The 11,766-nt window shown below is 53.7% G+C and carries 11 protein-coding genes; 7 read left to right on the plus strand and 4 right to left on the minus strand.

What is annotated here, in order from left to right; all coding sequences use genetic code 11:
• Positions 1-217 precede the first annotated feature (217 nt).
• Positions 218-1,369: an acetylornithine deacetylase gene (gene argE / locus EPIR_RS00700; RefSeq protein ID WP_023653374.1), complete on the minus strand. Its 1,152-nt coding sequence runs from the start codon at positions 1,367-1,369 to the stop codon at positions 218-220.
• A 168-nt stretch (positions 1,370-1,537) separates the two neighbouring features.
• Here argE and argB point away from each other — a divergent pair, with 168 nt between their 5' ends.
• The 3 genes from argB to argH all read left to right on the plus strand — a co-directional run bounded on the left by argB (position 1,538) and on the right by argH (position 5,026).
• Positions 1,538-2,314 carry an acetylglutamate kinase gene (gene argB / locus EPIR_RS00705; protein WP_023653375.1) on the plus strand — a complete coding sequence of 259 codons (777 nt, stop codon included), beginning with the start codon at positions 1,538-1,540 and terminating at the stop codon, positions 2,312-2,314.
• Between the two features lie 31 nt (positions 2,315-2,345).
• Entirely contained in the window at positions 2,346-3,560 is a 1,215-nt protein-coding gene (locus EPIR_RS00710; RefSeq protein WP_023653376.1) for an argininosuccinate synthase, read from the plus strand.
• A 92-nt stretch (positions 3,561-3,652) separates the two neighbouring features.
• Positions 3,653-5,026, plus strand: a complete 1,374-nt coding sequence (gene argH / locus EPIR_RS00715; protein WP_023653377.1) for an argininosuccinate lyase — start codon at positions 3,653-3,655, stop codon at positions 5,024-5,026.
• 51 nt (positions 5,027-5,077) lie between these two features.
• Here argH and EPIR_RS00720 read toward each other — a convergent pair whose 3' ends face one another.
• Positions 5,078-5,809, minus strand: coding sequence for a glutathione peroxidase (locus tag EPIR_RS00720; RefSeq protein ID WP_023653378.1), 732 nt, complete (start codon positions 5,807-5,809; stop codon positions 5,078-5,080).
• Between the two features lie 135 nt (positions 5,810-5,944).
• On the opposite strand from EPIR_RS00720, the gene oxyR reads away from it, so the two are divergent.
• Positions 5,945-6,850, plus strand: a complete 906-nt coding sequence (gene oxyR / locus EPIR_RS00725; protein WP_023653379.1) for a DNA-binding transcriptional regulator OxyR — start codon at positions 5,945-5,947, stop codon at positions 6,848-6,850.
• Here oxyR and sthA read toward each other — a convergent pair.
• Entirely contained in the window at positions 6,842-8,242 is a 1,401-nt protein-coding gene (gene sthA, locus EPIR_RS00730; RefSeq protein WP_023653380.1) for a Si-specific NAD(P)(+) transhydrogenase, read from the minus strand. The genes oxyR and sthA overlap by 9 nt on opposite strands.
• Positions 8,243-8,434: 192 nt before the next feature.
• Between sthA and fabR the strand changes: the two genes are divergently transcribed.
• Together fabR and EPIR_RS00740 are read left to right on the plus strand one after the other, a co-directional pair.
• The gene (fabR, locus tag EPIR_RS00735; RefSeq protein ID WP_023653381.1) at positions 8,435-9,085 is read left to right on the plus strand and encodes an HTH-type transcriptional repressor FabR; all 651 of its coding nucleotides are present in this window, start codon (positions 8,435-8,437) and stop codon (positions 9,083-9,085) included.
• Position 9,086: 1 nt separating this feature from the next.
• Positions 9,087-9,443: a YijD family membrane protein gene (locus EPIR_RS00740; protein ID WP_023653382.1), complete on the plus strand. Its 357-nt coding sequence runs from the start codon at positions 9,087-9,089 to the stop codon at positions 9,441-9,443.
• Between the two features lie 94 nt (positions 9,444-9,537).
• On the opposite strand, the gene trmA is transcribed toward EPIR_RS00740, so the two are convergent.
• Positions 9,538-10,641 carry a tRNA (uridine(54)-C5)-methyltransferase TrmA gene (trmA, locus tag EPIR_RS00745; protein ID WP_023653383.1) on the minus strand — a complete coding sequence of 368 codons (1,104 nt, stop codon included), beginning with the start codon at positions 10,639-10,641 and terminating at the stop codon, positions 9,538-9,540.
• 201 nt (positions 10,642-10,842) lie between these two features.
• Between trmA and murI the strand changes: the two genes are divergently transcribed.
• Positions 10,843-11,694: a glutamate racemase gene (gene murI, locus EPIR_RS00750; RefSeq protein WP_023653384.1), complete on the plus strand. Its 852-nt coding sequence runs from the start codon at positions 10,843-10,845 to the stop codon at positions 11,692-11,694.
• Positions 11,695-11,766: the final 72 nt, after the last annotated feature.

Consider the following 11,766-nt stretch of genomic DNA (forward strand, 5'->3'; position numbering starts at 1 on the left):
ATCGCGTATTTCACCCTTATGGGCCTGTCTGAATCTGTTATCTAGCCACGTTAAGCACGATTCGTCAATTGGCTTACATTCTGCGCATAAAGCGGCTAACCCCTAGAAATCTAAAGAATTTAATTTCGTGGTGGTGAGATAAGTTATTCTCATTATCAGGAATAATCGAAATCATGGGCAAATGGCTGTTTTCACAGTCAAATACCCCGACGGTGACCTAATGATGGCAAAAATGGCGCACCACCTGCGCGATCAGTTCTCGCGTTGGCTTAATAAAGGCGGTATCGATAAATTCATCCGGCTGATGCGCCTGATCGATCGATCCCGGGCCTAATACCAGCGTTGGGCAGATTTGCTGAATAAAAGGCGCTTCGGTGCAGTAGTTCACCACTTCCGTTTCGCTTCCCAGCAGTTTTTCGACGACCTGCACCAGCTGATGGTCGCGCGGGCACTCATAGCCTGGAATGGGGGGATGCAGTTCGCCTACGGTCAGACGGCCTGGCCAGCGGGCGCTCACCGGAGCCAGCGCCTCATTCAGCAGTCCGTCGAGATCGCTCAGCGTCAGGCCCGGCAGCGGGCGGATATCCATATGCAGTTCGCAGCAGGCACAGATACGGTTGGCCGCATCCCCGCCGTGAATATGACCAAAGTTCATGGTGGGATAAGGGATAGCAAAACCCGCGTGATGGTAGCGCTCCTTCAGCGTGTTGCGCAGCTCCATTAATTGGGTAATGGATTCATGCATCAGCTCAATGGCGTTGACGCCACGGCCCGGATCGCTGGAGTGACCGGACTGCCCCTGAATGCGGATCACGTTCGAGATATGGCCTTTATGCGCACGTACCGGTTGCAGCGAGGTTGGTTCACCGATGATGGCGCAGTCCGGGCGCAGAGCGGTTGATTCAGCGAAGTATTTTGCGCCCGCCATGGTGGTTTCTTCATCGGCGGTGGCGAGGATATATAGCGGTTTCTTCAGCGTTGACAGTTCAACATCACGCAGGGTATCTAAAATAAAGGCGAAGAAACCTTTCATATCTGCGGTGCCGAGGCCATACAGCTTATTGTCATGCTCGGTCAGGGTGAAAGGGTCGCGTGTCCAGCGGCCATCGTCAAAGGGAACGGTATCGGTATGCCCCGCCAGCAGCAGGCCACCGGCACCGCTGCCGCTTTTCGCCAACATATTGAATTTATTGCGCGTGCCGGGAACCGGCTGCACTTCAACAATAAAGCCGAGATCGCGGAACCAGCCGCCGAGTAAATTGATTAAAGTTTCATTGCTTTGATCGAGCGCGCTATCGGTAGCGCTGATTGATGGCGTTGCAATCAACTGGCGGTAAATCTCGATAAAATTAGGTAATTTTGTCTTCACTGTTGACAGTCCTTGCGTTAGGATAGTATCAATATTCATGCATTAATAGTGAATAAAAATACAATAGCAGCCGGTAAATGGGAACCGATAATTCTCTTTTTCACGCCGGCCATTACATCAACGTTTCGACAGCCCAAACGCAGTGACTGACAGAGAGCGAGTGACTTCATGACCAATCCGTTAATTATTAAATTAGGTGGCGTCTTACTGGACAGCGAAGAGGCGCTGGAGCGCCTTTTTGCCGCCCTTGTAAGCTACCGTAGCATGCATCAGCGGCCTTTGCTGATCGTTCACGGTGGTGGCTGCCTGGTCGATGAACTGATGAGCAAACTGTCGCTGCCGGTGAAGAAGAAAAATGGTCTGCGCGTGACGCCAGCCGACCAGATTGACGTTATAACCGGCGCGCTGGCCGGAACGGCCAACAAAACCCTGCTGGCTTGGTCAAAAAAACATGGCATTGACGCAGTTGGCCTGTGTCTTGGCGATGGCGGCAGCGTCAATGTTGAGCGCTTCGATGAGGAGTTGGGGCATGTTGGCCTGGCAACTCCGGGGACGCCGCACCTGATCAACACGCTGCTGGCGGCGGGTTATATGCCGGTGGTCAGTTCAATCGGTATCACCCAAGATGGCCTGCTGATGAATGTGAACGCCGATCAGGCCGCCACAGCGCTGGCTGCCACCCTGGGCGCAGATCTTATCCTGCTCTCTGACGTCAGCGGTATTCTGGATGCCGACAAACAGCGTATTGAAGAGATGACGGCAGAGAAAGCCGAACGGCTGATCGCCGATGGGGTGATTACCGACGGCATGATTGTTAAAGTGAATGCCGCACTGGAGGCCGCCCGCACGCTGGGCCGCCCGGTGGATATTGCCAGCTGGCGTCATGCCGAACAGCTGCCTGACTTGTTTAACGGCGTGCCCATCGGCACCCGTATTCTCGCTTAATCAGTAACGTATTCAATCAAGGAAAAAGACAATGCAAGACAAAAGCATCAAGAAAATCGTACTGGCTTACTCCGGCGGTCTGGATACTTCAGCCATCATTCCGTGGCTGAAAGAGAACTATGGCGGCTGCGAAGTGGTGGCGTTCGTGGCGGATATCGGCCAGGAGCGCGGCGATCTGGAAGGCGTAGAGCAGAAAGCCCTACAGTCCGGCGCGTCAGAGTGCCACGTGGTGGATCTGCGTGAAGAGTTCATCAGCGAGTACGTTTATCCGGTGCTGCAAACCGGTGCCCTGTATGAAGGCACCTATCTACTGGGTACGTCTATGGCGCGCCCGATTATCGCCAAAGCGCAGGTAGAGCTGGCGCTGAAAGTCGGCGCTGATGCCCTGTGCCACGGTGCGACCGGTAAAGGGAATGACCAGGTGCGTTTCGAAACCACCTATACCGCGTTGGCACCACAGCTGAAAGTGGTGGCCCCGTGGCGCGAGTGGAACCTGCGTTCGCGTGAGGCGCTGCTGGACTATCTGAAAGAACGCAATATCCCCACCACCGCGTCACTGGAAAAAATCTACAGCCGCGATGAAAACGCCTGGCACATCTCTACCGAAGGTGGCGTGCTGGAAAGCCCGTGGAATGCACCGAACAAAGATTGCTGGGTGTGGACCGTCGATCCGCTGGAAGCACCTGACCAGCCGGAGCAGGTCACCATCGCCGTTGAGAAAGGTCGCGTCGTGGCCGTTAATGGTGAAGCATTAAGCCCGTTCGGCTGCCTGGACAAGCTGAATGCGATCGGCGCACGTCATGGCGTGGGCCGCATTGACATCGTGGAGAACCGCCTGGTGGGCATCAAGTCTCGCGGCTGCTACGAAACCCCCGGCGGCACTATTATGGTGAACGCGCTGCGTGCGGTTGAGCAGCTGGTACTGGATCGTGACAGCTTCAAGTGGCGTGAACAGCTGGGTCTGGAAATGTCCTATGTGGTTTATGATGGCCGCTGGTTCGCACCGCTGCGTAAGTCGATTCAGGCTTCTGCCGAATCGCTGGCAGAAGAAGTGAATGGTGAAGTGGTACTGCAACTTTACAAAGGCCAGGTCACCGCTATCCAGAAGAAATCAGCCAACAGCCTGTATTCTGAAGAGTTTGCCACGTTCGGCGAAGACGAAGTGTACGATCACCGTCATGCGGGCGGCTTTATCCGTCTGTTCTCACTCTCTTCACGCATCCGTGCGTTGAACGAAAAGAAGTAAACTTTCTTGCAGAGCGAGGCTGACCTCGCTGCTGAATATATCAAGGGCGGCACCTGTGCCGCCCTTATCAGATGAACTAAGGAGCACTGAGCATGGCACTTTGGGGTGGACGGTTTACGCAGCCAGCAGATCAACGTTTCAAGCAGTTTAATGACTCACTGCGCTTCGACTATCGTCTGGCAGAGCAGGATATTACCGGCTCCGTTGCCTGGTCCAAAGCGCTGGTGACGGTCAATGTATTAACCAGCGAGGAGCAGCAGCAGCTGGAAGCCGCGCTGAATGCGCTGCTGGATGAAGTGCGCGCCGATCCGCAGCAGATTCTGGCCAGCGATGCCGAAGATATTCATAGCTGGGTGGAAGGCAAACTGATTGATAAAGTCGGGGCGTTGGGGAAAAAACTCCATACCGGCCGTAGCCGTAATGATCAGGTCGCGACCGATCTGAAACTGTGGTGCAAAGTGCAGATTGGCGAGCTGCTGATGGCGACGCGCCAGTTCCAGCAGGCGCTGGTGGCCACCGCAGAGGCCAACCAGGATGCGGTGATGCCGGGTTACACTCACCTGCAACGCGCTCAGCCGGTCACCTTTGCACACTGGTGCCTGGCCTATGTTGAGATGTTGGCGCGTGATGAAAGTCGCCTACAGGATACGCTGAAGCGCCTGGACGTCAGCCCGCTGGGCTGCGGTGCGCTGGCGGGAACCGCTTATGAAATCGATCGTGAGCAGCTGGCCGGCTGGTTAGGTTTTGCCTCTGCCACCCGCAACAGCCTTGATACCGTATCTGACCGCGACCATGTGCTGGAACTGCTCTCCGATGCTTCCATCGGCATGGTGCACCTGTCGCGCTTCGCGGAAGATTTGATCTTCTTTAATACCGGTGAGGCGGGTTTCGTTGAGCTGTCCGATAAGGTGACATCCGGTTCATCGCTGATGCCGCAAAAGAAAAACCCGGATGCGCTGGAGCTGATCCGTGGCAAGGTGGGTCGCGTTCAGGGCGCTCTGACGGCCATGAGCATGACGCTGAAAGGCCTGCCGCTGGCGTACAACAAAGATATGCAGGAAGACAAAGAAGGGCTGTTTGATGCGCTCGACACCTGGGCTGACTGCCTGCATATGGCGACGCTGGTGCTGGATGGTATTCAGGTGAAGCGTCTGCGCTGTCAGGACGCGGCAGAGCAAGGCTATGCCAATTCCACTGAACTGGCGGATTATCTGGTCGCCAAAGGCGTGCCTTTCCGTGAAGCACACCATATCGTGGGCGAAACGGTCGTGGAAGCGATTAAGCAGGGCGTGGCGCTCGAAGCGCTGAAGCTATCGGATTTGCAGACGTTCAGTCATGTGATTGACGAAGATGTTTATCCGATTCTGTCGCTGCAATCCTGTCTGGATAAACGTAACGCGAAAGGCGGCGTCTCTTTGCATCAGGTTTCGCAAGCGATCACCGAAGCCAAACAGCGTCTGGCATGATCAAAAAAGGCGGGTCCTCAGACCCGCCTCAATCAAGATATGTGCAAATAATTATGCAGAGAAGTACTGCTCTAAGTCATCGCTGCCGCCGATATGACGTCCGCCAATGAAGACCTGTGGCACGGTCGCCCGACCGCTGACGGCACGCAGACTGACGGTGGTGGCATCCTGGCCCAGCACAATCTCTTCAAACGGAATACCACGATCCAACAGCATCTGCTTAGCTTTCGCACAGAACGGGCAGCCAGGTTTGGTAAACAGGGAAACTGACTCCTGCACCTTATATTCCGGTGCGACGTAGCGCAGCATGGTATCGGCATCAGACACTTCAAACGGGTCGCCCGGCTTGTTCGGCTCGACGAACATTTTTTCTACCACGCCGTTGCGTACCAGCATCGAATAACGCCATGAGCGCGGGCCGAAGCCAAGATCGGCTTTCTCTACCAGCATCTCCATGCCACGGGTGAATTCGCCGTTGCCATCAGGAATGAAGGTAATATGCTCAGCGCGCTGATCGGCTTTCCAGGCATTCATCACAAAGGTGTCGTTGACGGAGACACACAGGATGCTATCCACGCCATGCTGCTTAAAGACATCTGACAGCTCGTTGTAACGTGGCAGATGGCTGGAAGAGCAGGTAGGGGTGAATGCGCCCGGTAGTGAAAAGACGATTACCGTCTTGTCTTTAAACAGCTCATCAGTGGTGACATCAATCCAGCTGTCGCCCTGGCGTGTATGAAAAGTGACCTGCGGGATGGATTTACCTTCCTGACTTGCAAACATAAACGACCTCTCGGTTAACTGATTGAAGTAGTATTTATCTCGATGCGTCACATTATCAACATTCGAGCTTGATAGGGATAATCGTTGATTGCTATCCTATCTATCGCCACGGGCTATCGTGGGATGGAGGATAAGATGAACATTCGTGATCTAGAGTACCTTGTTGCGCTGGCGGAGCATCGCCATTTTCGTCGGGCTGCCGATTCGTGTCACGTCAGCCAGCCAACGCTGAGTGGCCAGATTCGTAAACTGGAAGATGAACTGGGCGTGATGCTGCTTGAACGAACCAGCCGCAAAGTGTTGTTCACTCAGGCAGGTCTGCTGCTGGTGGATCAGGCGCGCACCGTGCTGCGTGAAGTTAAGGTACTGAAAGAAATGGCTAGCCAGCAAGGGGAAGCGATGTCTGGCCCGCTGCATATCGGTCTGATCCCCACCGTTGGCCCGTATCTGCTGCCGCAGATTATCCCCAGTCTGCACCAGACTTTCCCGAAGTTGGAGATGTATCTGCACGAAGCGCAGACGCACCAGCTGCTGGCACAGCTTGACAGCGGTAAGCTGGATTGCGCCATCCTCGGGCTGGTGAAAGAGTCGGAAGCCTTTATTGAAGTCCCGCTGTTTGACGAGCCTATGCGGCTGGCAATCTACGCCGACCATCCGTGGCATGACCGCGATCGGGTGGCGATGTACGAACTGGCGGGGGAAAAGCTCCTGATGCTGGAGGATGGTCACTGCCTGCGCGATCAGGCGATGGGCTTCTGCTTCCAGGCGGGGGCTGACGAAGATACGCACTTCCGCGCAACCAGTTTGGAAACGCTGCGTAATATGGTGGCAGCGGGTAGCGGTATCACTCTCCTGCCTGCACTGGCGGTGCCGAAAGAAAAAGTGCGTGACGGGGTTTGCTACCTGCCGTGCTATAAGCCCGAGCCCCAGCGCACGATTGCCCTGGTGTATCGCCCGGGTTCACCTCTGCGCGGCCGTTATGAGCAGTTGGCAGAGGCAATCCGTGAACATATGCAGGGCGTGATGGCTGATTTAAAATAGCCGATTCAGGCCGTTTAGCGCCGCAACCCGGTAGGCTTCAGCCATTGTCGGGTAGTTAAAGGTGGTATTCACGAAGTACTCAATCGTGTTGCCACCGTTTTTCTGTTCCATTATTGCCTGGCCGATATGAATGATCTCGGCGGCGCGTTCACCAAAGCAGTGAATACCCAGAATCTCTTTGGTTTCACGGTGGAACAGGATTTTCAGGCTACCGACATTCATGCCGACGATTTGCGCGCGAGCAAGGTGTTTAAACTGCGCCCGGCCTACCTCGTAGGGCACTTTCATTGCCGTTAGCTGCTGCTCTGTTTTACCGACGGAGCTGATTTCCGGAATGGTATAGATACCGGTAGGGATGTCTTCAATCAGATGGGCCGTCGCTTCCCCTTTGATCATTGCCTGCGCGGCAATGCGCCCCTGATCGTAGGCCGCTGAGGCCAGGCTCGGGTAACCAATAACATCACCGACCGCATAGATGTGGGGTTGAGCCGTCTGGTACATGCTGTTGACTTTTAGCAGGCCGCGTCCATCTGCTTCCAGCCCGACATTTTCCAGTGACAATGAGTCGGTGTTACCGGTGCGGCCATTAGCGTACAGCAGGCAGTCTGCTTTCAGCTTCTTACCCGATTTGAGATGCATGATGACGCCATCCGCAACCCCTTCCACCTTCTCAAACTCTTCGTTGTGGCGGATAACCACACCGTTATTCCAGAAATGGTAAGAAAGAGAGTCTGACATTTCCTGGTCGAGGAAGGCCAGCAGGCGGTCACGGGTGTTGATCAAATCGACCTTGACGGCCAGCCCACGGAAAATTGAGGCGTATTCACAGCCGATCACGCCAGCACCATAGATAATCACATGGCCTGGCTCATGGTGCAGATTGAGGATGGAGTCACTGTCGTAGACGCGCGGATGGGAAAAATCGACGTCAGGCGGGTGATAAGGGCGCGAACCGCAGGCGATGACAAATTTTTCGGCCGTTAACCGCTCAATGCTGCCATCATGGGTTTCAATTTCAATGGTATTGGCATCGATAAAGCGCGCATCCCCTTGAAAAATCTCGCAGTGGTTACGTTCATAGAAACCCTGACGCATATGCGTTTGCTGGCTAATGACGTTTTCAGTGTGATTGAGAATGTCGGCGAAAGAAGAACGCAGAAGACGCGTATGGTCGCTATAAAGGGGATTTTGATTGAACTCGATAATACGACTGACCGCATGACGCAGCGCTTTTGAAGGGATGGTTCCCCAATGTGTACAACCGCCGCCAATGTTGTGATAGCGCTCAATTACTGCGATGCGAGCGCCCTGTTTCACCAGTCCCATCGCGGCACCTTCACCACCAGGACCTGAACCAATGACAATGGCGTCGTAATCATAAGACTTTTGCATACCAATACGTCCTATATTTTATACAAATTTACAACGTGATTCTAACATCTTGCTGGCAACTTCCCAATTCTAACCGTATTTTATGCCATCAATTGACAAAATGCCGAGTTAACGGGCATTCACAAAGATTGCCGGACTGTACGCTGAAATTTTTGCTATAGTGCCCCTCTGGCATGCAGAACAGGCTTAAAAATGGGCGTCAGAGCGCAGCAAAAAGAACGTACACGGCGTACACTTATCGAAGCGGCTTTCAGTCAACTCAGTGCCGAGCGTAGTTTTGCCAGTCTCAGTTTACGAGAAGTTTCCAGAGAAGCAGGTATTGCCCCCACTTCATTTTATCGTCATTTCCGTGATGTAGATGAATTAGGGTTAACGATGGTGGATGAAAGCGGGTTGATGTTGCGACAGCTGATGCGCCAGGCGCGCCAGCGTATCGCTAAAGGCGGCAGCGTGATCCGCACATCCGTCTCCACCTTTATGGAGTTTATCGACAGTAACCCTAACGCATTTCGCCTGCTGCTACGTGAGCGATCCGGCACGTCAGCCGCGTTTCGTGCAGCCGTTGCCCGAGAAATTCAGCATTTCATTGCCGAACTGGCGGATTATCTTGAGATTGAAAACCGCGTACCGCGCAGTTTTACTGAAGCGCAGGCGGAAGCGATGGTTATTATCGTATTTAATGCCGGTGCCGAAGCGCTGGATATTGACGGTAGTCAACGTCGTCAGCTGGAAGAACGGCTGGTACTCCAACTTCGTATGATTTCGAAGGGTTCATACTATTGGTACCGGCGGGAGCAGGAGAAGCTGGCGTTAATGCTGCAATCCAACGATGTAAGGAGATGACATGAGTTTAGTGACTGGTCGCGACAAAGGTACGCTGTTATTGACGTTTCTCACCGGCCTCGCGATTAACGGTTCTTTTGCTGCTTTGTTCAGTTCAATTGTACCGTTTTCAGTATTCCCTCTGATTGTTCTGGGGCTTTCCGCCTGGTGCCTGCATCAGCGTTATCTCAATCGAGCCATGCCGGACGGTGTGCCTTCTCTGGCTGCGGCATTTTTCCTGCTGGGTATATTGGTTTACAGCGCGATAGTCAGAGCAGAGTACCCTGATATGGGTTCTAATTTTGTCCCTGTCATATTTATGGTGATCGTGGTCTTCTGGATTGGCCTGCGCTTAAAACGGCGGTCTTCTGACGGGTAATTTCTCCACGCAGCCTGCTTTCTGCCAACGAGTTGCTTCCGCAGCACTGAATGTCAATATCACGCCCCTCGCCATGTTGGCAGGGGCGTGATGTTTAGTGACGGCGCGTCAGTAACACACCGCATTCCATATGATGGGTGTACGGGAACTGGTCAAACAGTGCCAGGCGCGTGACTTCGTGCGTCGCGGAGAGCGTATTCAGGTTGTCGCACAGCGTCTGCGGATTGCAGGAAATATAAAGAATACGCGGATAGGCCTGTACCATTTTCACCGTTTCCTCATCCAGCCCGCTGCGCGGTGGATCGACGAAAATCGTTTCACACTGATAGCTGGTCAGATCGATCCCCTCCAGTCGCCTGAACTCCCTTTCTCCATTCATTGCCTGGGTGAACTCTTCCGCCGCCATGCGGATAATCTGTACATTATCTATCTGGTTAACCGCAATGTTGTACTGCGCAGACGCCACCGATGGCTTGGCGATTTCCGTCGCCAGCACGCGATTGAAGTTGCGCGCCAGCGCCAGCGAAAAATTACCGTTACCGCAGTAAAGTTCCAATAGATCGCCACTGGCATGGCGTGTGCTATCCAGCGCCCATTCGAGCATTTTTACGTTCACGGCGGCGTTCGGCTGCGTGAAGCTGTTCTCCACCTGGCGGTAGACCATTTCACGGCCGTCCACGGTCAAACGTTCATCAACGTAATCCTGGTCGAGGCAGATTTTCGTTTTAGTGGCACGGCCTATCAGATGCAGATCGAAACCTTCCGCCCGCAGGCTATCGCGCAGGGCTGTCGCGGCCTGTTGCCACTCTTCATCCAGCTTACGGTGATAGAGCATGGAGACGACCATCTGACCGCTAACCGTCGACAGATAGTCAATCTGGAAAAGTTTAAATCGCAGTACGCGCTGGTCACGTATCCTGTTAATAAGACGTGGCATCAGGCGGTTAATCAGCTCACTTGCCGCCGGGAAACTGTCGACGCGGATGCGTTCACGCGTCTGCTGATCGAAAATGATGTGGTAGAGATCGTCGCCCTCGTGCCAGATGCGAAATTCTGCACGCATCCGGTAATGGCTGACCGCTGAACGGAAGACTTCCACTTCAGGGGCGTTAAACGCAGACATCATTGATGTCAGGCGTGTCACTTTCTCAGCGAGTTGGTCTTCATAGTGTTCAATTGGCAGCTGTTCGGGCGTCATGTTGGTTCCAGAGTGTTTGTCAGTGATAGCCGGCCGATTGTAGGGATTCTGAAACGCATGTCCAGCGTTGTACGTACTGGTAAGCGGCCACAATGGTGAGCGTCGGCGCGTGTGTGTTAACAGATCCCTATCCAGGGATATCCGTTGGCAACGTTCGTGGTAGAATTGCCAACCTGTTCGATAAATTTTACGAGACAGTGTATGGCTATGAAACCCCTGGACGGGAATACCTCCTCAGCAGATACGATATCTTCTGCTCCGCGTCCCACCGTGCTGATATTTGATTCCGGCGTGGGTGGGCTCTCTGTCTATAATGAAATCCGCACATTGTTGCCGGATCTTCATTACCTTTATGCTTTTGATAATGTCGCCTTTCCTTATGGTGAAAAGTCGGAAGAGTTTATCGTTGAGCGCGTGGTGGCCATTGTTACAGCAGTTACCCGCCGTTATCCCCTTGCTCTGGTCGTCATCGCCTGCAACTCAGCCAGTACCGTTACCTTACCGGCCCTGCGCGCTCGCTTTGCATTCCCGGTGGTCGGTGTGGTGCCGGCAATTAAACCCGCCGCGCGTCTTACCCGAAATGGCATTGTTGGTCTGTTGGCAACCCGAGGGACGGTTAAGCGTCCTTATACTCATGAACTGGTTGCCCGCTTTGCTGGTGAATGTAAAACCGAAATGCTGGGTTCAGGGGAGCTGGTGGAACTGGCTGAAGCGAAATTGCACGGTCAGCCTGTGGATATAGAAGAGGTGAGGCGTATCTTGCAGCCGTGGCTGCGTATGCAGGAACCGCCTGATACGGTGGTATTGGGCTGCACGCATTTCCCTCTTATTAGTGAAGAGCTACAGCAGGTACTGCCGGAAGGCACGCGGCTGATAGATTCCGGCGCGGCGATAGCACGTCGTACGGTATGGTTATTGGAAAATGAGTCGCCTGAAGCGCGTTCAGCCGATGACAATATGGCTTTATGTATGGACATTACCGAGCAGGCAGTACAATTAATCCCCGTTTTACAACGTTATGGGTTCAAAACGCTCGAAAAACTGGCACTTTAGAACGCTCCCGCGTGAAAAAACAACACTCAGAAAGTTTTTTGTGATTAGCCCTTGTCAGCCATCAGAAACTCC

This window comes from Erwinia piriflorinigrans CFBP 5888 (assembly GCF_001050515.1).
Classification (GTDB): domain Bacteria; phylum Pseudomonadota; class Gammaproteobacteria; order Enterobacterales; family Enterobacteriaceae; genus Erwinia; species Erwinia piriflorinigrans.

Coding starts and splice junctions, on each gene's coding strand:
- argB (WP_023653375.1), top strand. CDS start 1,538: ATGACCAATCCGTTAATTATTAAATTAGGTGGCGTCTTACTGGACAGC.
- EPIR_RS00710 (WP_023653376.1), top strand. CDS start 2,346: ATGCAAGACAAAAGCATCAAGAAAATCGTACTGGCTTACTCCGGCGGT.
- argH (WP_023653377.1), top strand. CDS start 3,653: ATGGCACTTTGGGGTGGACGGTTTACGCAGCCAGCAGATCAACGTTTC.
- EPIR_RS00720 (WP_023653378.1), bottom strand. CDS start 5,809: ATGTTTGCAAGTCAGGAAGGTAAATCCATCCCGCAGGTCACTTTTCAT.
- oxyR (WP_023653379.1), top strand. CDS start 5,945: ATGAACATTCGTGATCTAGAGTACCTTGTTGCGCTGGCGGAGCATCGC.
- sthA (WP_023653380.1), bottom strand. CDS start 8,242: ATGCAAAAGTCTTATGATTACGACGCCATTGTCATTGGTTCAGGTCCT.
- fabR (WP_023653381.1), top strand. CDS start 8,435: ATGGGCGTCAGAGCGCAGCAAAAAGAACGTACACGGCGTACACTTATC.
- EPIR_RS00740 (WP_023653382.1), top strand. CDS start 9,087: ATGAGTTTAGTGACTGGTCGCGACAAAGGTACGCTGTTATTGACGTTT.
- trmA (WP_023653383.1), bottom strand. CDS start 10,641: ATGACGCCCGAACAGCTGCCAATTGAACACTATGAAGACCAACTCGCT.
- murI (WP_023653384.1), top strand. CDS start 10,843: ATGGCTATGAAACCCCTGGACGGGAATACCTCCTCAGCAGATACGATA.